The 21,394-nt window shown below is 42.2% G+C and carries 27 protein-coding genes, 2 tRNA genes and 1 pseudogene; 11 read left to right on the top strand and 19 right to left on the bottom strand.

Features of this window, described 5'->3' with window-relative positions:
- Positions 1–6 precede the first annotated feature (6 nt).
- The 4 genes from FB6_RS01120 to FB6_RS01105 form a co-directional block, all read right to left on the bottom strand.
- Positions 7–315: a hypothetical protein gene (locus tag FB6_RS01120; RefSeq protein WP_174558231.1), complete on the bottom strand. Its 309-nt coding sequence runs from the start codon at positions 313–315 to the stop codon at positions 7–9.
- On the bottom strand, positions 306–770 hold the full coding sequence (locus tag FB6_RS01115; protein ID WP_174558230.1) for a hypothetical protein: 465 nt from the start codon (positions 768–770) through the stop codon (positions 306–308). Before FB6_RS01115 ends, FB6_RS01120 begins: the two co-directional genes overlap by 10 nt.
- Before the next feature lie 124 nt (positions 771–894).
- Complete coding sequence (gene tehB, locus FB6_RS01110; protein WP_174558229.1) at positions 895–1,761, bottom strand: SAM-dependent methyltransferase TehB; 867 nt, start codon at positions 1,759–1,761, stop codon at positions 895–897.
- Between the two features lie 203 nt (positions 1,762–1,964).
- Positions 1,965–2,237, bottom strand: a complete 273-nt coding sequence (locus FB6_RS01105) for a hypothetical protein (RefSeq protein WP_131274922.1) — start codon at positions 2,235–2,237, stop codon at positions 1,965–1,967.
- A gap of 398 nt (positions 2,238–2,635) precedes the next feature.
- Here FB6_RS01105 and FB6_RS01100 point away from each other — a divergent pair, with 398 nt between their 5' ends.
- A complete protein-coding gene (locus tag FB6_RS01100; RefSeq protein ID WP_174558228.1) occupies positions 2,636–3,244 on the top strand; it encodes a hypothetical protein in 609 nt (202 codons plus the stop codon).
- Between the two features lie 136 nt (positions 3,245–3,380).
- On the opposite strand, the gene FB6_RS01095 is transcribed toward FB6_RS01100, so the two are convergent.
- From FB6_RS01095 to FB6_RS01060, 8 genes are all read right to left on the bottom strand, one after another.
- Positions 3,381–3,854 (bottom strand): hypothetical protein, encoded by a 474-nt coding sequence (locus FB6_RS01095; RefSeq protein WP_174558227.1) that lies wholly within the window; start codon positions 3,852–3,854, stop codon positions 3,381–3,383.
- A 270-nt stretch (positions 3,855–4,124) separates the two neighbouring features.
- Positions 4,125–4,859, bottom strand: coding sequence for a class I SAM-dependent methyltransferase (locus FB6_RS01090; RefSeq protein WP_174558226.1), 735 nt, complete (start codon positions 4,857–4,859; stop codon positions 4,125–4,127).
- A gap of 28 nt (positions 4,860–4,887) precedes the next feature.
- Positions 4,888–5,589, bottom strand: a complete 702-nt coding sequence (locus tag FB6_RS01085; RefSeq protein ID WP_217427315.1) for a hypothetical protein — start codon at positions 5,587–5,589, stop codon at positions 4,888–4,890.
- 30 nt (positions 5,590–5,619) lie between these two features.
- Positions 5,620–6,069 (bottom strand): hypothetical protein, encoded by a 450-nt coding sequence (locus FB6_RS01080; protein ID WP_174558224.1) that lies wholly within the window; start codon positions 6,067–6,069, stop codon positions 5,620–5,622.
- 79 nt (positions 6,070–6,148) lie between these two features.
- Positions 6,149–6,673 carry a hypothetical protein gene (locus FB6_RS01075; protein WP_131274934.1) on the bottom strand — a complete coding sequence of 175 codons (525 nt, stop codon included), beginning with the start codon at positions 6,671–6,673 and terminating at the stop codon, positions 6,149–6,151.
- Positions 6,674–6,950: 277 nt separating this feature from the next.
- Positions 6,951–7,026, bottom strand: a tRNA-Phe gene (locus FB6_RS01070).
- Between the two features lie 135 nt (positions 7,027–7,161).
- Positions 7,162–7,237 (bottom strand) — tRNA-Phe (locus tag FB6_RS01065).
- Positions 7,238–7,436: 199 nt separating this feature from the next.
- Positions 7,437–7,814: a GNAT family N-acetyltransferase gene (locus FB6_RS01060; RefSeq protein ID WP_092820994.1), complete on the bottom strand. Its 378-nt coding sequence runs from the start codon at positions 7,812–7,814 to the stop codon at positions 7,437–7,439.
- 96 nt (positions 7,815–7,910) lie between these two features.
- Here FB6_RS01060 and hisB point away from each other — a divergent pair, with 96 nt between their 5' ends.
- The 6 genes and pseudogenes from hisB to hisA all read left to right on the top strand — a co-directional run bounded on the left by hisB (position 7,911) and on the right by hisA (position 12,204).
- On the top strand, positions 7,911–8,504 hold the full coding sequence (gene hisB / locus FB6_RS01055) for an imidazoleglycerol-phosphate dehydratase HisB (protein ID WP_174558223.1): 594 nt from the start codon (positions 7,911–7,913) through the stop codon (positions 8,502–8,504).
- Positions 8,504–9,121 (top strand): imidazole glycerol phosphate synthase subunit HisH, encoded by a 618-nt coding sequence (hisH, locus tag FB6_RS01050; RefSeq protein WP_174558222.1) that lies wholly within the window; start codon positions 8,504–8,506, stop codon positions 9,119–9,121. The genes hisB and hisH overlap by 1 nt, the downstream gene beginning before the upstream one ends.
- A gap of 158 nt (positions 9,122–9,279) precedes the next feature.
- On the top strand, positions 9,280–9,807 hold the full coding sequence (locus FB6_RS01045; protein WP_174558221.1) for a DUF805 domain-containing protein: 528 nt from the start codon (positions 9,280–9,282) through the stop codon (positions 9,805–9,807).
- Between the two features lie 52 nt (positions 9,808–9,859).
- Positions 9,860–10,607: pseudogene (locus tag FB6_RS01040) on the top strand (IS5 family transposase).
- Between the two features lie 120 nt (positions 10,608–10,727).
- Complete coding sequence (locus FB6_RS01035; protein WP_174558220.1) at positions 10,728–11,405, top strand: 3'-5' exonuclease; 678 nt, start codon at positions 10,728–10,730, stop codon at positions 11,403–11,405.
- Positions 11,406–11,472: 67 nt separating this feature from the next.
- Entirely contained in the window at positions 11,473–12,204 is a 732-nt protein-coding gene (hisA, locus tag FB6_RS01030; protein WP_174558219.1) for a 1-(5-phosphoribosyl)-5-[(5-phosphoribosylamino)methylideneamino]imidazole-4-carboxamide isomerase, read from the top strand.
- 74 nt (positions 12,205–12,278) lie between these two features.
- Here the strand turns inward: hisA and FB6_RS01025 are convergent, their stop codons facing one another.
- Complete coding sequence (locus FB6_RS01025) at positions 12,279–12,827, bottom strand: helix-turn-helix domain-containing protein (protein WP_174558218.1); 549 nt, start codon at positions 12,825–12,827, stop codon at positions 12,279–12,281.
- A 92-nt stretch (positions 12,828–12,919) separates the two neighbouring features.
- Between FB6_RS01025 and FB6_RS01020 the strand changes: the two genes are divergently transcribed.
- Entirely contained in the window at positions 12,920–13,816 is an 897-nt protein-coding gene (locus tag FB6_RS01020; RefSeq protein WP_174558217.1) for a DMT family transporter, read from the top strand.
- 192 nt (positions 13,817–14,008) lie between these two features.
- On the opposite strand, the gene FB6_RS01015 is transcribed toward FB6_RS01020, so the two are convergent.
- From FB6_RS01015 to FB6_RS01005, 3 genes are read right to left on the bottom strand one after another with little or no spacing between them, the layout of a single operon-like run.
- The gene (locus tag FB6_RS01015; protein WP_174558216.1) at positions 14,009–14,401 is read right to left on the bottom strand and encodes a DUF4870 family protein; all 393 of its coding nucleotides are present in this window, start codon (positions 14,399–14,401) and stop codon (positions 14,009–14,011) included.
- Positions 14,402–14,432: 31 nt separating this feature from the next.
- Entirely contained in the window at positions 14,433–15,056 is a 624-nt protein-coding gene (locus FB6_RS01010; protein ID WP_174558215.1) for a DUF1294 domain-containing protein, read from the bottom strand.
- 13 nt (positions 15,057–15,069) lie between these two features.
- The gene (locus FB6_RS01005; RefSeq protein WP_174558214.1) at positions 15,070–16,020 is read right to left on the bottom strand and encodes a homoserine kinase; all 951 of its coding nucleotides are present in this window, start codon (positions 16,018–16,020) and stop codon (positions 15,070–15,072) included.
- 113 nt (positions 16,021–16,133) lie between these two features.
- Here FB6_RS01005 and hisF point away from each other — a divergent pair, with 113 nt between their 5' ends.
- On the top strand, positions 16,134–16,892 hold the full coding sequence (hisF, locus tag FB6_RS01000) for an imidazole glycerol phosphate synthase subunit HisF (protein WP_174558250.1): 759 nt from the start codon (positions 16,134–16,136) through the stop codon (positions 16,890–16,892).
- 354 nt (positions 16,893–17,246) lie between these two features.
- Here hisF and FB6_RS00995 read toward each other — a convergent pair whose 3' ends face one another.
- Positions 17,247–17,873 (bottom strand): sterol desaturase family protein, encoded by a 627-nt coding sequence (locus FB6_RS00995; RefSeq protein WP_174558213.1) that lies wholly within the window; start codon positions 17,871–17,873, stop codon positions 17,247–17,249.
- Positions 17,874–17,978: 105 nt separating this feature from the next.
- Here FB6_RS00995 and FB6_RS00990 point away from each other — a divergent pair, with 105 nt between their 5' ends.
- Together FB6_RS00990 and aqpZ are read left to right on the top strand one after the other, a co-directional pair.
- Positions 17,979–18,977 carry an AraC family transcriptional regulator gene (locus FB6_RS00990; RefSeq protein WP_174558212.1) on the top strand — a complete coding sequence of 333 codons (999 nt, stop codon included), beginning with the start codon at positions 17,979–17,981 and terminating at the stop codon, positions 18,975–18,977.
- Between the two features lie 127 nt (positions 18,978–19,104).
- Positions 19,105–19,794 (top strand): aquaporin Z, encoded by a 690-nt coding sequence (gene aqpZ, locus FB6_RS00985; protein WP_174558211.1) that lies wholly within the window; start codon positions 19,105–19,107, stop codon positions 19,792–19,794.
- A 76-nt stretch (positions 19,795–19,870) separates the two neighbouring features.
- Here the strand turns inward: aqpZ and FB6_RS00980 are convergent, their stop codons facing one another.
- Together FB6_RS00980 and FB6_RS00975 are read right to left on the bottom strand one after the other, a co-directional pair.
- Complete coding sequence (locus FB6_RS00980) at positions 19,871–20,116, bottom strand: hypothetical protein (RefSeq protein WP_174558210.1); 246 nt, start codon at positions 20,114–20,116, stop codon at positions 19,871–19,873.
- Positions 20,117–20,185: 69 nt separating this feature from the next.
- Positions 20,186–21,298 carry a DNA/RNA non-specific endonuclease gene (locus FB6_RS00975; RefSeq protein WP_174558249.1) on the bottom strand — a complete coding sequence of 371 codons (1,113 nt, stop codon included), beginning with the start codon at positions 21,296–21,298 and terminating at the stop codon, positions 20,186–20,188.
- Between the last annotated feature and the right edge of the window lie 96 nt (positions 21,299–21,394).

The following is a 21,394-nucleotide window of genomic DNA, read 5'->3' as shown; positions in this document are numbered from 1 at the left end:
CCTTTCTCATTTACATATACTTTTAATTAATCCATCAATATTTAAGTCAAATTTTTTCATTTTCATATCAGTATTATTTTTTTCCCAAAGTTTATACTCTAGAAAAAAGTTATATTTTTTGAAAGCATCTTCTTTTTTTAAAGAAATGGTACCAACTTTTGCACGCTGTACTTCTTTTTTTAATTTTTCATAAAAAGTATCATCAAAGTTTGAAAAATCATCACTAAATGCTTTCAACTTACCATCATAACAATCTTCTAATAACTCTAAAAATCTTGATAAATGCCGATTTTGCTGATTATCATTTAACGACATTCTCGAATACCCTCATTCGCTATGACATTACTCAATTTTCCTGATCTTGGATAATCAGTTCTTTCCACGATATAACTAACATAACACGTGCATATTTTAGCAATTTTTTCCGTAGACCAATTAGGTTTACTCATTGAGTAATTTGCCTTACATTTTCTATCAAAGTGCTCAATTTGCAAGTCTGTCCAATTTGTATTTAATTCTGAGTAATTAATCTCTGATGGTTTAAACCTTTCCTGTATTTGATCAATACCTAATCCCCCAACCACTCCAACAAAAACTGAAGCTATCAAAAGATTAGTTATCTTAGAACCCTTTTTTTCTTTATTAACAATCAATAAATCATTTCTACAAGTACCACAGGTATAAATACCTTGTCGACCTATCTCAACCACCCTATTTTTTGAGTTACATTTACTACAGATTAAATAACCATTTGTTTCTATTTCATTCATCTAGGCAGTTTCTTATACACTATATAGTTAACTATCTTAAACAAAAAAATTATTTTTATCATTATAAATCAAAAAGATAAATAATAATAAAACTTCTAACAAAATAGATAAAGATCGATAGTTATTATTCAATCCACTGCGCCAACAACGTCGCAAAATGCTGTTTAATCCGCTGCCCTTGTGCATCGACCCGATGTAACTCTCCGACATTTTCATTGTATTTCATTATGTTCCAGCCCTCGTATAAAGCACTTAACTCACCTTGCTTAAAGGTAAAAGGAAAGTCAGGCTGTGCAGGTATGTCTGGCGTGTCCATCGCACAGACAATCAGGTTATAGCCACCCGGAGCTGTCGCCTGCTGCATCTGCGCAATTAAAGGTCTAACGGTTTTGGCCTGTAAAAACATCATCACCACGGTACAACAAATAAAGTCATATGTTCCTGCAATGCTCTGGTCGGCATTGAGGTCTCTCTGCTGTACCTGAATATTATCAATCTGCTCAGCCTGGATAATCTGCCTTAAGGTTTGCAGGCTGTTTTCATTCACATCCCAGGCATCTACCTCAAAACCATGCTGACTTAAATACAGAGCATTGCGCCCCTGCCCGCAGCCCATATCCAGAGCACGGCCACCTTGCAAATACGGCGTAGCAGCCAGAATTTCCGAATGCGTGGGTGAAAGCTGATATTTTTTATGAAAATAATCTTGCGGTAGACAGTAAAACTGCAGCTGGCATTCAATGTCATCACTGGCAGAAACAATTTTGTGCCACGCCTGCGGTTCAATAAATGGAGGCTGCTGCTCTGGGCTAAACACATGCTCGGACTGTACGGCGCCCGATTCTTCCAGCATGGCAAAATGCAGCTCGCCCTTGAATACCGTGAGTTTTGCCCAGGTACCGGCTTTGGTATTGTGCTGTTTTTTAAACCCTTGCGGAATAGTCTGCTGTGTCCAGACAGGAAGTTCTTTATAACAAATCAGCTGTTGCATAAAAGACTGCGCTCCAAAGCATCGGTGGTCGGGCTGAAATTAATCAGTTGATGATGTATGTTTTTAGCATAGTACGTTCAACCGCAGATTGAAATAAGCTACTCGCATTCCATTCAGGCAAACCACGTATCCTTTTAAAAACAAAAACTGCCCAGTACGGACAGTTTGATGGTCTTTAAAAAAGAAGTAATGATACTTCGGTTTTACTGCAACAGTTGTTCGCGCAGCCACATCATGTATTTTTCCCGGTCCATAAAATCAGGCGCACTGCCCGTGTCCAGACTAAAATATTGCTGATTGAACCGAATCACAATCTGTTCGGTATAGTGCCAGCCTTCAATCATTTCAAAGTATTGATTGAAGAAAGAACGGGTTTTACCCCTGTTGTTTAAGCTTTCCAGTTTCGGATATTTTTTATTTTCAACAAACTCACTATACACATGCTGAATATCATCAAAAACGTGTAGAGTTTTCATGACTCACCTGCCTAGATTTCATGTCGTGATCTTTGCGACTGTTTTAATCTAGCAACCGAATTTGAACGGCAAATGACAGTCCTATTGCAAAACTGTCATGTTTGAAAAGATAAGATTCATGTGTTCAGCTGCATGAGGATTTTACCCGGTAAATCCCAAGAAAAATCCAATGATTACAAACATTAAAAATATCAATTTCTGTTTAATTAAACTTGGATAGAACTAAAAACTCAAAAGTAATGTAAACCATCCGCAACATCATGTTATACCTCGGTAAATCTAGTTGAATATTCATACAATCAAGCCAAGCTAACTTGTTCACTTTTAAAAAATTAATCCCTGTAGCGTTAATATAAGCCGTACAAAACCCTCTTTATTCTCATTATTGAGTTATCCACATGAATCCTATTAAAACTGCTTTGGCTATTGTTTTAGTTACCGCAACTACAGCTGCTATGGCAGCTACTACTGTAGAAACCACTCCGGCGGCTAAAGTTGCTGCTGCAAAAGCACAAGTAAAAGCAGATGCGGCAAAAACAACGGCTGCAGTTCAAAACACTGCTGCTGTAACTAAAGATAAAGCGGCTGCCGTGTCTAAAACTGCTGCACATAAAACTGGAGCTGCCAAAGATGCAGCCCTAACAAAAACAGCTCATGCAAAAGATGTCACTGTAGCTAAGACTGTAGCAGCAAAAGAAAAAGCGGTCGTTGCAACTCAAACTGCTGCTCACAAAACAGAAGTTGCTAAAGAAGCTGCTGTAGCCAAAACTGTAGCGGCTAAAGACGCACCGGCAGCCAAAGTGGTTGAAGCGAAAGATGCAACAGTTGCTAAAACTGCACAAGTATCCGATACCGCTGCGGCTAAAACTGTCACTGCAAAAGATGCTACTGTAGAAAAAACAGCTGAAGTCAAAGAAGTCGTAGCTGAAAAAACGGATGCGGTTAAAACTGAAGTCAAAGCCGAGAAAAAAGGCTTCTTCTCTTGGTTTAAAAAATCTGCGGCTTAATCTGCATAACGGATTTTAACCGCCAAAAAGGATGCCATTAATAGGCATCCTTTTTTATTGCTATTTTAGCGATCAAACTCGAGTACACCCTCCTATTCAAAGGAGTTTTTTGCTGTAGTTGCAATCCCCTAATGAATTAATTTTGCGGAACATTTTCCAAAACACCTAGTGAAATTTGCTCTCGGGCAATTTGCACATTGGTGGCACGACGGTCTATACCAAAAGGCTCAAGCAGCACATACAGGCCTTCTCTTGGATCAGGTGACTGCAAACCTCGGGCAATGGCCAGAACATATTGCTGCAATGCCAATGGCAAGCTGTTGATATCCGGCATAGGGGTTTCAGGAACCAGATCTATGGTCATCAGGATAGTGGGATCAACCACAAAGTTTTGCGTATCCATCTGGATCTGCATAATTCTATGCTGCAAAACTCGCTCATTTTGGGGATCAGTCCGATATTCAATCACGGGCGTGGTTTCAGCGCTTAACTCGGCGTCTGTTAAGGGAGTTAATCCAGGTGCATCTGCTATATCGGCAAAAGTAGAGGAAATAGAAAAGCTTGCGGCAATCGCTACGATTGCACAGGACAATTTTTTTAGGATCTTCATGGCAGTTCTACTCAACAATGAATTGAAGTAAACAAACAACCGTCGACACCTATAATTGTATAGTTTATGCGCCTTTCAGCCAGTTGCCACAGACCAGTGGTCTGGCAGGACATTATAACTTTCGTTAAAAAACTGCTTTCTTTCACCGCTTAAAAAACATTAGACCTGGGCCTATACAAAAGCTCTGCGCTGAATCATGTTGCTATAAATCAGATTTTTATCTTCCCCTGCTTATGCAGCCCTGCTCACAGAAAGACACGACTACAATCTTTATTTTTCTCGCATTCCAAGGCGTAAAAGTACAGGAAATGTTACATCTAAATATTCAGCTGCCGTTTGCAAAGCCGCTGAAATCGGCTGTAGCGGGTCATTCCGGTTGTGTTCCTGGTAATGTTTCAGGCCTGACCAGGTCTTTAAATAACTGAGCAGTTGCTGCCCTGTCCATTGATATTCCAGACGCAGCTCCGGAACCGCCTGTTCATGAAAGGGAAATGGAATGGTTTGATACAGCTCATCAATATAACGCCGTTCGCTATCCCAATAATCTTTTAGGGTTTCAGCATACAGCTGTTGAACCAAAGCATTGATTGCAGCATCCTGAACTTGAATGAGGCCATAGCCAATGACGGCCAGCACCCCTTGAGGTTTAAGCACCCGTATCACTTCTTTATAAAATGCGTCAAAGTTAAACCAGTGTATGGCTTGCGCTACGGTCACCAAATCAATGGACTGGTCCGGAATTGTCGTCTGCTCTGCCGCTTGCAGCTGATAGCTGACATTTTCAAAATAAGGCGCTTGTTGCAACTGGGCTTCACTGATATCGGTGGCCACCACATGCTCGAAATACGGCGCCAGAAGCTGGGTAAACTGACCGGAGCCTGCTCCACAATCCCAGGCAAAATTTCGTTCCGGCACATGTTTTAAAATTTCTTTGACAATTTGAGTGGAATAAGCTGGACGGGCCTGTTTATAACGCTGACTCCCCCCAGAAAACAGATCTTTCATTTAACGATGCTCAAATATTTTTATAAGTTTAATCAATAACCTGATCAATTTTAAAACTGGTCTGGGCAATCGGCGCCAGCTGATCATTCAATTGATAATATTTAACATCATATATGCCTGCTTTCCAGCCCTTTGCCGGGCTAAAACTAACCCAGTTCTGTTCCCGATTGGCACTGATGCGCTGCGGCATAAAAAACAGCACCTCACCTGTCGCCTGGTTGCTCCATCGCACAAAGACCTGCTCGTTATTCGGCGTTTTTCCCAACGTATCAAAATGAGCAAATAGCTGCTGTCCGGCATAAACCTGCCTAGGCAGTACACCACCTGCGGAATATTGTTGTTGTGCCGTGACCTTGGCCTGACCGGTCATGGCTTCATTGGGATCATTTTTTGCATCGACAAATTCACTGACCAGACGTTTGGCAAACTCGCGCTTGTTTTGAATTGCAGATAGATCATAGTTCGGAAAAGCCTGTGACAGATACTTATCGATCTGCTGGGGTGTGGCCTGATCTATAATACTATTGACCTGAGCTTTCTGGTTTTTCAGTTGCTGTTGTAACACAAGCCGGTCTTCAGGCTGGGTCTGCGTTTTTTGCTGAATAGTATGGATAAAATTTTCCACAGCCCGATCCTGAGTGTGCTCAGCAACAGGCGGTTCAGGTTCAGGCTGGAATGAGGCAACGAAATAGCCCAGTCCAAAACACGGAATGCCAATCAGCAGCGGCATAACGAATTTCATGCGGCCTAAATACACGACTTAGTTACAGGTGATGGTTTCAGTCAGGTTTCCGACATTGATATTCACGCTTCCAGTAGGAAATAATGCCCCTGCATTGACTTGCTGCCTGGTCAGGTTGGTTCCTGAAAGCAGTCTTAACCCTTCCGAAGTACACAGTCCGGTCTGGGTATCATTGGTTAGTCTAGCCACACAGCCATCTACTGTGACTTGATGGATATTGGCTGCTGTTTGAGTACATAACTGAGTAATGACGGCTGAAGAAGGTGATGCCAGCTCACAGGCTGAACAGTCCTGGCTTGGACCACCACAGGCATTTGCCGCTGTTTCACTGCGGCAAATAAAAGTTTGCGTACCAAAGGTAAAGGTTTTCTCAAAAGAAGAGTTGAAGTGATCTCCAAATCCACTACCGCCACAAGCTGTGACTAATAATGATAAACCAGCAAAAACGGGAAGCGCGATTCTTTTCATTGTGGATTCTCCAATTGTTATTACTTTGATTCTATAAGAAAAAAAATTCTTAACCTGTGGAGATCTCAAACGAGAAAAATTATTGCGTTTTCGGTGTCAATACCTCGGACACAGGAAGACTACGCATAGAATTTTCAAGCATGTCAATGTTGATATTGTTCAGGTTGATCTGTATATGACCACGGTCGAGGGGGCGCATACTGTTGCTACGGTCTATGCCAAAGGGCTGCAACATAATATATAAACCTTGTGTAGGATCACTCGACTGTAACCCCTGAGCAATATTCAATACATGCTGTTGTAGTAAGGGAGGTAAAGAATTTAGGTCTGGCTGTGATTGTAAAGGCTGAATTTCCAGATTGGCAACCACCTGGCTGTCGATCATAAAGTTCTGGGCTTCACGTGAATTACGAATTATTTGATGCTGCAAAGCACGGCGGATCTTTTCATCATTCTGATACGGCACGATCCCTGTTTCTTTACGCAATTCTGGCTCAGCCAATACTTGTAAGGTCGGCAAGTTCACAATCTCATCTGCGTGGGCGGTCATGTTCCCCATATAACCTAACATCAACATCAAAGCAGAGATTTTTAGAAGATTCATAAGCTTGACTCATAACGTAATTTCAAGGCAATGCAGCTTCACACCATGCAAGGAAAATGTTTCTCACTGCAACTGTATACGTTATAGCCTACATGAAATTCCGTTTTAGCTCACTCAGACTCAGATGAACGGTCTTCCAAAAGTATCTCAATCTATTAATGATATTTGGTTTTTTCAGCCTTTTATCACATCTTGATCTTGCATGCAGGCATAGGTTCCCATATCCAACAGGCAGGCAAAAAAAATCCCCAAACAATGTTTGAGGATTTTTTGAATATGGTGGCGAGACCCAGGATCGAACTGGGGACACACGGATTTTCAATCCGTTGCTCTACCAACTGAGCTATCACGCCGATGCGGTGTATTAAGCCGTATCTGGCATCAATAGTCAATATAATTCATCACATTTTTATTTGATCGAATATTTTTTACCCAAAAAAAATCCCTGATGGGATCAGGGATTGAAATCTTAAAACAGATTTTAAATATGGTGGCGAGACCCAGGATCGAACTGGGGACACACGGATTTTCAATCCGTTGCTCTACCAACTGAGCTATCACGCCGATGTCGCGTATTAAACAGGTTAAGCCTTTTTCAGTCAAGCAAGTTTTAGGCTTTTTAAAGCAAGTGCTTATTTTTAAGGCAAATTGGCGTTTATTTGCCTGTTTTTTATTTAAAACTCAAATCATTATTTAATCGTACCCATATTTTTCACTTATAAAAAAACAGCCTGAAGGCTGCTTTTTTATGTATTGGACGGGTTTAAATTTTTTCCAGATGCGCCAGACAGCGATGAATTGCCCCACAGCCCGGTTCAAATGTCTTTACGCCTTTTTCTTCTTCTATGCGGCACACTTCGCTGACCAGCCGTTCTGCAACCCCACGTCCACGGTTAGCCGGGTGTACCACAATATTTTCCAGTGTCCGGCTTTCCCCCTGCCCGGTACACCAAATTGCCCCAATCACTTTAGTATTAAATTCTGCTGTGTAAACTAGGGTATACTGAGCCAAGTTTTGCTCTAGTTGTTCAATGGCATCCTGCCCATCTCCAAATTCCGGGCTAGTGTCATACAGTCGCTCAAGCTGGCTGCGCACTTCGTCATTTTCCAGTGAAGTATAAGCATGTACGGTAATAGGCATTGATAAACCCTCCTGAGCAATCTAATATGCGGGGACTTCGTCACCGCGAAAAAACATTTTACATCATCATTTTTGACGTTTTTGAGGAACGTGTCTATGACGCAACGTATCAGTGAAGTGGTAAGAAACACTAACGAAACCAAAATTCGAGTTCGTGTGAATCTTGATGGTACAGGTCAAGGCACTCTCAATACAGGTGTCCCATTTTTAGATCATATGATTGATCAAATCAAGCGCCACGGTTTGTTCGATATCGACATTCATTGTGATGGTGACCTGGACATTGATGACCATCATACGGTCGAAGACTGTGGTATCACACTGGGTCAGGCATTTGCCCAAGCTTTGGGTGATAAAAAAGGCCTACGTCGTTATGGTCACTTCTATGCCCCACTGGATGAATCTTTAAGCCGTGTCGTGGTTGATTTATCGGGTCGTCCGGGCTTATGGATGGATATTCCATTCACTCGTGCCCGTATTGGTAGCTTTGATGTTGATCTATTCTCTGAATTTTTTCAAGGTTTTGTGAATCACGCCTTAATGACGCTACACATTGATAACCTGAAAGGTAAAAATAGCCACCACCAGATTGAAAGTGTATTTAAAGCTTTTGCACGTGCACTGCGTATGGCGTGTGAAGTCGATCCACGTGCTGAAAATACTGTGGCTTCAACTAAAGGTACTTTGTAATGACCCGTATTGCCCTTCTTGACTATGGTATGGGAAATTTACACTCTGCAGCCAAAGCCCTGGAACATGTCGGTGCAACTGTAGATGTCACCAATGATCCCAAACTGATTGCTCAAGCGGATAAAATTGTTTTTCCCGGCGTAGGTGCCATGCGTGACTGCATGCAAGGTATGCATGAAGCCGGTATTGATGAAGTGGTGCGTCATGCCGTGTTCAACAAGCCGGTACTGGCGATTTGTGTCGGCATGCAAGCGCTGATGCAACGTTCGGAAGAAAACGGCGGTTCAGAAGCATTGGGGATTTTTGCTGGTGAAGTGAAACGCTTTCCAGATGTTGAAGGTTTAAAAGTGCCACATATGGGCTGGAACCAGGTGCATCAGGCGGACCCAAGCCATCCAATGTGGAAAGACATTGAACAGGATGCACGTTTCTATTTTGTGCATAGCTTCTATGTTGAGCCTGAAGATAAAAGCATCGTAGCAGCCACTTGTGACTATGGTCTGGAGTTCTGCACCGCACTGCATAAAGAAAACCTGTTTGCGACCCAGTTCCATCCAGAAAAAAGCCACACCGCAGGTTTACAGTTGCTGAAAAACTTTGTGGAATGGAAAATCTAAACCAAGATTTTTAGATATTTTTAAAAGCTCAACTCTGGTTGGGCTTTTTTATTTTGAGATCCAAGCCTAAAAAATTTCTCTTTTAACCCACCTTAAAATTGATTATTATTTGACTAAATATTAAATATATCCATTTAAAAAATAACAGGAATATAATGATGAACAGCTATTCAAATGACTCAGCACTCAATGCGGCTGGACGCTTTGGACGATTATCTTATTTAGGATGGAACGGACTACTATTATTAGCTGTGATGACTTTAGGCATTCTTAGCGCCATTCTGCTTCCTGGTTTTGCACCGGAACCCAGCCAAGGTATGTCAATTTTCCCCATGTTGCTATTAGGCATTGTCTATATTGCTATGATTTACTTCTCTTTTATTTTTGTAATTCGTCGCCTGCATGACCTGAATAAAAGTGGCTGGTTGTCTCTACTGATGTTGATACCATTGATCAATTTATGTTTAGCTGTGTATTTAACCTTTGCCAAAGGGGATGAACATGAAAACCATTTTGGTCTGCCGCGTACAACAAAAACCTGGGAAAAAGTTTTAGCATGGTTCTATGTGCTGATTTTTCCACTTGGTATCCTCGCTGCTATTGCAGTCCCTTCCTATCAAGATTATGTGCAACGTGCACACGCGGCGCAAATGGAAATACAACAGCAAACAGAGCAAAATAACTAGGGCCTGTCATCAATTGGCTTGAGAAAATAGAACCTGTCCTCATTATTTTTTCATGACTAAACGCTATGCATTAAGAGATGATCAATGGGAACAGATTAAGGATCTGTTGCCTGGACGGGCAAGTACTGTTGGAGTAACTGCCAAAGACAACAGGCTATTTGTTGAAGCGGTATTGTATCGGTATCGTTCAGGTATTCCGTGGCGAGACTTACCAGAACGCTTTGGGGATTTTAGAGTCGTGCACACTCGCTTTAGCCGTTGGGCTAAAGCAGGCGTATGGCAGAAAGTTTTTGAAGTGCTGTCACATGAAAGTGATAATGAATATGCCATGCTGGACTCAACCATTGTGCGCGCTCATCAACACAGTGCTGGAAAAAAAAGAACAAGCGATCGGACGCAGTAAAGGTGGCTTAAGTACCAAAATTCATGCCCGTACTGATGCTTTAGGCAACCCAACAGGATTTTATCTCACTGCCGGGCAGGCTCATGACTTAAATGGTGCTGATGTGCTGCTGGACTTATCGTTAAGTCAGACTTGGCTCATGGATAAAGCCTACAATTCCAAGGATCGGGTGATTGATCCAATCCATAAGATCAATGGTCAGATCGTGATGCCGTCCAAAAGTAACGCGATTGATCAGCGTGATTATGACCCACATCTTTATAAGGCAAGACATCTGATCGAGAACTTCTTCGCTAAGCTCAAGCAGTATCGAGGTATTGCTACGCGCTATGATAAATTGGCTCAAAACTTCCTGTCAGCGATCTACCTTGCCTCAATCATGATATGGCTTAATTGATGACACGCCCTAACTGTTTCCTCTATAGCTGACTTGAGCCTGCAATATGCAGGCTTTATTTTGCCTAAAATCTGGAAAGCGTTTAAGCTGAATTTAAAATAAATCACTGTATCGATCATCATGGAAGAGCTGCTGCTTCAAACACTCCCTAGCAAAGAACAAATTCAAGAATTTCCTGTATTTCAAAATCTTCCACTGCAACAAATTCAGGTCATTAACAACATTGAACAATGCCTTGCCCTTGAAAAAGATCTAAAAAACTGTGCATTGCTCGGTTTTGATACTGAATCCAAACCTACCTTTACCAAGGGTGAAGTTTCCACCGGTCCGCATCTAATTCAATTGGCCAGTGCTGAGCAAGCCTATTTATTTCAAATCAATGCAGAAATTCTGCACTTCCTAAAGCCTGTTTTTGAAAATCGCGACCAGATTAAAGTCGGTTTTGGTTTAAAGAATGATGCCCATCTGTTTCGCAAAAAAGGTATTGAACTGAACAGTGTCATTGAACTCTCAAAATGCTTTTCAGCCTTTGGTTTTAGCAATCCGATGGGACTGAAAAATGCCATGGCGCTACTGTTTCAGGTCAATTTTCCGAAAAGCAAAAAAATCAGCACCTCAAACTGGGCACGAAAAATTCTAACACCACAACAGATTGAATATGCTGCAGCAGATGCTTATGCCCCAGTTTTGGTTTTTGAAGAACTGCTACGTTTAGGTTTATTACCCAAACATATTCCCAATACCTCATTAAAATTACGCATCCGTCCGAACAAAATAAAAGCTGAAACTGATGCTTAGAGATTTGCCAATACTTTGTTAAGATGGCACACAATGAATTCAACAAGATTTGGCAAGGAGCGAAAGCATGCTGATCATCCCTGCAATTGACCTGAAAGATGGCAAATGTGTCCGTTTAAAGCAAGGCCGTATGGAAGACGATACTGTATTTTCTGACGATCCAGTTGCAACTGCACAGCATTGGGTCAATGAAGGCGCGCGTCGCTTGCATTTGGTGGATTTAAACGGTGCTTTCGCTGGTACACCTATTCATAAGCCTGTGGTTGAAGCCATTGCCAAGGCACAACCAGAACTTCCAATTCAGATTGGCGGTGGTATTCGCTCGCTTGAAACCATTGAGCATTATCTGGATGCCGGCGTGTCTTTTGTCATTATTGGTACCAAAGCAGTTCAAAATCCTGAATTTGTGGAAGAAGCCTGCAAGAAATTTGCTGGCCATATCATTGTTGGTATTGATGCCATGAACGGCATGGTGGCAACTGATGGCTGGGCCAATGTGACTGATGTTAAAGCCACTGATTTGGCTAAACGTTTTGCCGATGCTGGCGTATCCAGCATTGTGTATACCGACATTGCACGTGACGGTATGATGCAAGGGGTAAACGTTGAACAAACTGTGAATCTTGCTCAATTCTCTGGTTTACCTGTAATTGCCTCTGGTGGTGTGACCAACTTGGATGACGTGCGTAACTTAAAAGGCAAACCGGGCATTTTGGGTGCGATTACCGGTCGTGCAATTTACGAAGGCACATTAAACCTACGTGAAGCGCAATTATTGTTAGATGAACAATCACTTTAATGCTGTGATGCATCTCCAAGAGGTCTTCGGACCTCTTTTTTTATGCAATGGATATCGGTTTTCAGCCCAATCTCTTAATAAATGACATTGCGAATAAATTTTAAAGGTATATCTGCACGGTTAATGTATCGATATTCCAGGGTACTGGAAAAAACAATTGACTCCCCTGCACTCAATACTTGAATGTCGCCTGCCAAATCTAGCGTCAGCTCACCTTCAATCACATAGAGCATTTCACGCCATCCTTCTGGGTCTGGCTCTGCACAATATTGCTCGTTCGGGGCAAGTACCCATGTCCACAGTTCAATCTTTTGAGTTGCAGCCGATGAAGCCAATAGTTTTGCCTCACTTGCAGCTTGTTGTCCCTGCCAGACCAAAACATTGACCACGGCTTGTCCTTGCTGTTCAGGCGCAGCAATGAGCTGGGCAAAATCGACTTCGAGCACATCGGCAATCAAACTCAGTTTTGCCAAACTGATGTTATCCTGACCCGATTCTACCCCTGCCACCATACGCCGGCTTAAACCTGACAAATCAGCCAGCTGCTGCTGACTCAATCCTTTGAGATTACGATAATGACGCACATTTTGACTGACATGTTGTAAAACCGCAGGCTGTTTCATAAAAAGGAATCACAGAAATATTGAGCAATATATTGCACAAAAGCATGAAGCATGACAAGCTATGTGCAATATATTGCATAATTTTTATTTTTATGTTCAAGTTTTCATTCGGCGCTAAAGCACCTCAACTTGCCTTAATTTTGATTACCATGATTTGGGGCGCAACTTTTATTACCGTGCAATATGGCTTAAATTTCAGTAGCCCCATCCTGTTTGTCGGTTTGCGCTTTGCTGCCGCGACCCTTGCCGTGAGCCTGTTGTCATGGAAATCCCTGAAACATTTTTCCAAACAAGATGTCTTGGCAGGTGCTGCCATAGGTGCGGTAATTGCCACAGGCTATGCTACGCAAACGGTAGGCTTACAGAGCATTAGCAGCAGTGAGTCAGCATTTTTAACTGCATTGTATGTGCCTTTAGTCCCCATATTTATGTGGCTGTGCTTTAAGCATAAACTGCACCTGATGACAGGCTTAGGGGTATGTCTGGCTTTTGTCGGTTTGGTCTTTTTAACTGGAAATGGCTTTGGTGCCATACAACTGAATTTTGGGCAAATCATTACCTTGTTCGGTTCGATTGCCATTGCCTTTGAAATTATTTTAATTAGCTATTTTGCACGACGGGTCAATTTACGCCGCGTAACCGTACTGCAACTGGCTTTTGCTTCACTGTTTTGTTTTTGCTTTGCACCGATCTTGGGTGAAACCCAACTGCCTACCATGCAATGGCCACTCATCGCCGTACTTTGTGGCTTAGGGCTTGCCAGTGCGGTGATTCAATTGGTCATGAACTGGGCACAGCGTATGGTCGACCCTGCACAGGCTGCGATCATTTATGCTGGTGAACCGGTTTGGGCCGCCATTATTGGGCGAATTGCTGGTGAACGTTTAACGCCTTTGGCACTGTTAGGTGGACTGTGTGTGGTGATGGGCGTGATTGTCAGTGAATGGCGGCCGAAGTTTTTAAAAAAACATGAGGAAGCTGCATCTTAATAAATCACTCTTTTTTCTGGCTGATTCTGAACACCCTCTCCCACTTCCTTACTCAAAATATAGGTTGAGGATGTTCATCCGAGAGAAGGAAATTCATGCTTAACTAACCAGTTCGACATGAATTTATAAAAAAGCCCCCTTTCAGGAGAAGCATAGTGAAATTTATTGGTTATCCGTATAACGAATCAAAGATTATTGATACATCGGCAGATTATCATTCAAGCGAATAATACCGCGAATGGCACGATAGACAATCCAGATCCATGAAACACCTATTACAACCAGACAGAAACTACTTGCACCCAAAGCTATGCCAGCAAAGGCATTGCTGTTTTCGCCGGTAAAAAACAGGAATATAAAAGGCACAAAAGCCACAATATTCCAGAACAGATACCACCAGAAGGTTCGAATTTGCCAGCTAAAATGACTGTCAAAAATAGAACCACGTACATCATTGCGCTTTACATAGTTAATGATCAGGGCAATTACAGCCAATAAGCCGCCAGTGAAAATGGCAATGATATAGAGAATATAGAGGACTAAAGTCAGGGTACGGTTGGGATCTTGATCAATAGAATAATTCATTATTATACCTTTTAAATAAGGGTCTACCCCTTTAAAGCTTCAATACATTTAAAGGAGAAATTAACCATAAAATCAAAATGATGTTCAGAGCTATAGTACAAAAATAAATTTTTCTAAACGGTTGTTTTTGTGTTTTATGCCGCAGCTTTTCCTGTGCTAGCCATGCTGTCGGCCAGCCCCCCAAAAATGATAAAATATGTAGCGTTTGCTCCGGAACACGGCGATTACCCAACAACGCTGCTTCTTTATCCAGTGCATACATCCAGTAAGTGAAAGCATTAATTACACTAATAAACAGCAATACCATGCCGCTTAACCAGCCCGCTACGGTAAATACAGCCAAAGCCAAAACGTAACCTACACAGGCAATTTGCATAGGTTTCAGTTTTTGTTGCTGCATGTTTGGCTTTTTCAGCTTGGTGGATAATTTTTGGGTCTGAGACGCTTTTAGATAAGTCACCTGCTGGGCACGGAAACGACCATCACCATCAATCAACACGGTATATTCCAGCGCACATCCGACGATGGGACGCGGTCCTTGACGGGCAAAGTCCTTGATGTGTAAAAACACGCGATCTTTCGCGGCATCATTGGGTTGAATAAAACCATAGCCTTTTTCATCAAACCATTCAACTAAGCGCCCCTGATCACGCATTTTTTATTCCTATTCAAGCCGTCACAAATTTTAAACGTTCCACAAGCATATTGCGCATTTCTAAAGGATTTTTCTGAAGAATATCATCTCCGCTACGTCCTTGTTGTGCATTTTTTTGTGCGACTTGTAAACGCATGAGCCAAAAGCGTGCTGCAGCTATGGCTAAGTAAATTTCCAGACAGGCTTTTTCATCCTGAGTCAGCGGACGGACTGTTTCATATGCCTCTAAAAATGCTTGCGCTTTGGCCTCGTTCAACTGTACCCCAGGGTATTCAGTACAGAAGTCGTTTAAGGTAATGGCGATATCAAACAGGAATTCATCTTTATTCAACTCATAAAAATCCAGAATACCTTTTAATTCATTGCCCTCAAATAAGGTATTGTCACGGAACAGATCCGAATGAATAAATCCCTTTGGACGGTCTGGATAAACTGCCGTAATGGCTTCATAAAGTCCCAGTACTTCACTCAGTAAAATAGAATCTGCCGGATTTAAACTTGGTTTTAATGCTTGGGCCACTTGTAACCAGTACTCATGATTACGATATTCTGCACGTTCCAAAGGAAAATTCTGTAATGCAATATGGATTTTTGCCTGAGCCACCGCAATGGCCTGAGTTTGCTCTAAAGTCGATGGCATGGGATGTTCACCCAGCATCCGTGGTGCAATCTGTGCAGGCTTATGCTTTAAGCTATGGATCGCTTTACCGGCATAATTTAAAGGTACAGGAACAGCCACGCCCTGCTGCCCTAAATGCTCAAGGACTGGAACCAGCTCGCCTGCACCTTGTTCATCCATCTCTTCAAATATGGTGAGCACATACTGCTGGCCATTTTCGCAAACTATAAAATAGTTGGTATTCTGAATACCTCCTTGAATCGGAATCAGCTCAACAACCTCTAATCCATAAGGTGCTGCGAATGTCTGAACTTCCTGTAAAGTCAAAGTGGTATAAACCGACATAGAAAACCTGCGAAAAAACTTACATAATTTTGATAGAATACATTCTACCACTAGCAAGGTGTAGCACCTTCGTGGCGAAGTTTCATATTCGGCTGTTATTTCTGGAAAAAATTATGCTTGCTAAACGTATTATTCCTTGCCTTGACGTAGATAATGGTCGAGTGGTGAAAGGTGTACAATTCCTTGATATTCGTGATGCAGGCGATCCAGTCGAAGTTGCACGTCGCTACAACGAACAAGGTGCCGATGAAATTACCTTTCTGGACATTACTGCAACCTCCAGTGGTCGTGATACCACGTATCGTACCGTTGAACGCATGGCTGAAAGCGTGTTCGTCCCTCTTACTGTAGGTGGTGGGGTGCGTAAGGTTGAAGATATCCGCTCATTGCTGAATGCCGGTGCTGATAAAGTCAGTATTAACTCAGCTGCGGTATTTAACCCTGAATTTGTACAGGAAGCATCTCAACGTTTTGGTGCGCAGTGTATTGTGGTTGCCATTGATGCCAAAAAAACCGGTGATAACAAATGGGAAATTTTCACCCACGGCGGCCGTAAACCGACCGGTATTGATGCGATTGAGTGGGCTGTAAAAATGGCAGAATATGGCGCGGGCGAACTGCTGATCACCTCTATGGATGCAGATGGCACCAAAGCCGGTTATGACTTGGCGTTAATGCGCAACATCAATGACCGTGTCACTATTCCAACCATTGCTTCTGGCGGTGTGGGGAACTTGCAACACTTAGCTGACGGCATTCTCAAAGGTGGTGCGGATGCTGTACTTGCCGCCTCTATTTTCCACTTTGGTCAATACACCATTCCTGAAGCCAAACAGTATCTCGCTGCACAAGGCATTGAAATGCGTCTCTAATAGACTTATTCCGGATATTCAAAAGAGTGTGCTAGCCACACTCTTTTTTATTTTAAGTTAGCACCTTAAAGTCCAGACCCTATCAAAATGACAGACAAAAAAAAGGAGTCTTAAAGACTCCCTATAAACCAAGAAAACTACAGCTTGAGGTTTCTTGCGAGGTAAAATAATACAATAAAGACATATACATAGACACTGACTGGGCTAAGTGAAGTTCAACTTAACTTGGCAGCAAATATAGATTAAAAAATCGCCAAGATATTGACTATTAATGCCAAAAATATTGACAAATCACGACAACTCTTCAGATTTAACTCTTATTCTAAGTCTTCATTGATCTGGTTTTGCCCTCATTCAATCCACAACCGTTTCCTTTTGAAATGGAACTTTGGTCACTCTGTCCACCCATTTCGCCGGAAAATAATTCTCTGCCGCCCGATTCAATAACTTTGATACTGAAGATGGCAGTGCGACCCCTAAGGGATTGCGTTCTTGCAAATCTGGGGATGAAATGACCCTTGTTCCCAAGAGATAATCAAACCAGGGTTTGGTCACACACCAGTTGGCATCCTGATTCGAATTCATATGATGATCATAATGCCAGGGAATTTTTTTCATGGCCCAAGCCGGCTCTAAATGTGCACGGCGGTGAATATAATAATAATTACAGGCGCTATATAACGTGGCTGCGGTCATACCTTTAGATACCGGATAAAAAGCCGTACCAAACACTCCCGCAACCACGACCAGTGAAATAATTTCGTTTTTAGTGCGCCAGTTTTCAATGCCTTCGACATAACCATAATCATGAAAGCGGGCTTTGCGGACTTCACGGTGATGTTCCCAATGCGATTTCATGCTCTCAGGTACAGGGCTATAACGTGGTTTACCACTACGATGGGTACCATGCAAAATATATTTATGTGCGAACCATTCAAAACCATTCGCAACCACCAAACCGACCAAGAAACCTTTCCACATTATCGCTTTCTCCCTACTGTGTATTGAATATAGGCGATAAAATGTGCTAAATATTGACCATAAAATAAAACTTGATTGACAAATTACGACAATAAAAAGACCCAGATGATACGATTTAAAGATTACACCGGCTCAGTCTATGGCGGGCTTGGACACTTACTTTACGCTTACTCTCAAAGTAAAGGTCTAGCTATTTCTGAACAGCTGGAACAGGTCCAAAATTTAGAACGCTTTGACTTTAGTGTTTGGCGTGAATTACTGTCCAATCTCGATCGGCAGCTGTGTATCCCAGCTCTTGGACTTGAAATTGCCGAACATGTAAAACCCAAACATTTAGGCATCATTGCCTATATTGCCATGTCCTGTAACACTTTAGGCGAAGCCTTACAGCGTTATTACGATCTACATCGTTTAATTTATGATGGTAGCCCATTACAAGCCAGCATACTGGGTGAGCATTTAGCCTTTGGCTGGGGAAGCGTACCCTTTCACTTGACCACTCAAGTCACCAACGAAATTGCCATTGCCTTGATGATGCAGTTTCTGAAACATTTTGTAGAATTTGAAGATATTCATGTACATGAAGTCCATTTCACCCATCCTGCACCCACAAATGTAGGCTTTTACGAGCAGTATTTCCGTTGTAAAGTGCGCTTTTCTCAACCCGTAGCGCAAATTATTTTACCCTTGCATGAACTTGCAAAACCTTTTCGGCAAGGTGATCAAACCTTACAAAATCTGTTAGTTCAGCAAGCTCAGGCACTGCTGGATAAGTTGCCCAATTCCACCCAGTTAGATGAGCGTCTGCAACAGGCTATTCTCACCGGGTTGCAAAAAAACCTGTATCAAATTGAACCGATTGCAAAGCAACTCAGTATGTCAGTACGGCAACTGCAACGCCATTTGCAACAGCAAGGCACGACCTATCAGCAGCGCATGCAGGAGGTAAGGCATTTATTGGCCGAACAATACTTAAAAGATCCGCATCTGAGCCTGCAAGAAATTGCATTGTTATTAAGCTATTCCGAACAGAGTGCCTTTCAGCGAGCCTTTAAACAATGGACAGGTTTGACACCACAACAATGGCGGCAACAATCTGGATAGAGATTCATCTTGTCGACATCTTCCTGTCATATCTATTCATCATGTTGTGATTGAGAAATACGTGATTTCTCGATAAATATAAAATCTCACTTGGATTAAAAATAAATAACCGTGTCTGGAGAATAAAATGAATAAATATCTTGCCGAATTAATAGGAACATTCTGGTTGGTGTTTGGTGGTTGTGGTAGTGCAGTACTGGCTGCAGCATTTCCGGAACTAGGCATTGGCTTTGCTGGTGTGGCGCTGGCTTTTGGTTTGACTGTTCTGACTGGTGCATATGCCCTTGGTCATATTTCTGGCGGTCACTTCAACCCTGCCGTCAGCGTGGGCTTATGGTTTGGGGGCCGTTTCGATGCCAAAGATTTGATCCCTTATATTATTGCCCAAGTCATTGGTGCAACATTAGCCGGACTGGTTTTATATCTGATCGCACAAGGTCAGGCCGGTTTTCCCGGTACTGGCGGCTTTGCCAGCAATGGTTATGCCGAACTATCACCAGGTAAATATTCAATGATTTCCGCCCTGATCATTGAAATTGTACTGACGGCGATGTTCCTGATTGTCATTATGGGTGCAACTGACAAGCGTGCACCTGCTGGCTTTGCACCAATTGCCATTGGCCTGGCCTTAACCCTGATTCATTTGATCAGTATTCCAGTCACCAATACCTCGGTCAATCCAGCGCGTAGCACCGGTGTAGCTTTCTTTGCTGAAACAGCAGCCTTAAGTCAACTATGGCTCTTCTGGGTTGCACCTATTTTCGGTGCCATTCTTGGTGCATTAATCTATAAAGTAATTGCACCCGAAAAAAAATGATATTCAACTCATATAAAAAAGCTCACTATAGGTGAGCTTTTTTATGTTCCACATGGAACACGCTGATAGAAAGCTATTACAAGAATGGATTTTCAATTTCCTGTGCATCAGGACGGTCAATTTTTTCCGGTAAATTCTGTTCACTCTCCAACGTGTTAACCACATCATTTAATAAGGCTTGTAAGGCCTTAGCCGCCTGCAAGCCAGCCTGATCTTTAGTCAGCTGCAAATTACCATAAATACTGACACAATCTTGTTGATTTTCTAAGGTTAAGTCATGAATGGCATACGATTCGGTGCCATTTTGAAAAGGCTTGAACATGGTATTCTCACAGATCTTTGTTGTTATTTAAAAAGTAGGATGATTTCCTTCATCCTACCTAAAAACAGTCTATTTCAACAACTGCAAAATATATTGTAACAATGACTCGATCAGCTGCTTCACGATGGCATCTTGAGTTCCTGAATCTATCGTTGTTGCTTGACCATTCTTTTCACTCGATTGAGAACTGCTGTAAGCAGAGCTACCAGGGGAAGATTTAAATTGTTTTTGCACAGCCGTCAGCTGATCTTCACTGACCTCTTCAGCACATTGACTTTCTGCATCCCAGTGTGAATACGCTATTTTCTGGTTTGCTTTGACCGCACTTGCCGTCAAGGGCAAATTATAGGTATTGCGCTTTTGATCTTCAGTCAATTGAGGGAAAATATTAATCCCGGTGAGATCTTCCAAAGCACAGATACTGGTAATTTTTACCTTAGGTGGCGTATCTTTTAAAGTATTGTCCGCATAGTAAACCCCGGCAGCCCCTGTTTTCGGCAGGTAAATTGCCTTAAAGGTGGCTGTCGGAACAATCACCCCTTTACCAATGGTTTTTAATTTCTTCGCAGCAAAAACAGGCCCTGTAACAATATATACATCCTGCTTCTGCTTGTTCACCATGGCACGGGTGGCTTCTTCCAGTTCACGCCAGACTTGCTGATTATTTTTGGGTGCCTGCGGCACCATATTGGCTAATGAAAAACTGTCGAACTGTGCCTCTTTATTGGGCATATCCGCATTTGGAGCCATATGTCCACGGTCATAACCGGTCGCCTTGTAATCCGCCAGTGTGGCACGGTGTTCAGCATCTACCTTTGTTTCTTCATGAAAATTGTCTTCACGCGGAATTTTCTGGCTCAAACGCTGTGGGGTCAAGGCCTCAGCAACCCATAACGGGGTTTTAGAAACCCCTGAATACATAACGTTGAAACCATTAAAACATAGCGGATAGCTATTTTTTTTCAGGCTTTCTTTGGCCAAATATGGTGGAATATCTCGATAAAACTGATCCAGACAAGCCGAATTATTTGAAGATGGCAATGATACAAACTGCTGGATTTTTTCCTGCCCGAATGCAATGGCAAAACTACCAGTGGCGACTAAACCTAAAATAATTTTTACGCTATTTTGATTCAAAAGTTGCACCAAAGAAGGACTGCTTTTACGTTTCTTGATTGCCATTGCTACATTAACACCCATTTTTCATGAGCTTAACAAGCAGTGAAAATGAAGTATATGTGGCAAAATTTATTTGCTTAACATTTAGGCTAAATTTGA

Source organism: Acinetobacter bouvetii (assembly GCF_902753875.1).
GTDB lineage: Bacteria > Pseudomonadota > Gammaproteobacteria > Pseudomonadales > Moraxellaceae > Acinetobacter > Acinetobacter bouvetii_A.
Note: the sequence above shows the minus strand (reverse complement) of the source record. Positions and strands in the feature narration are given on the sequence as shown.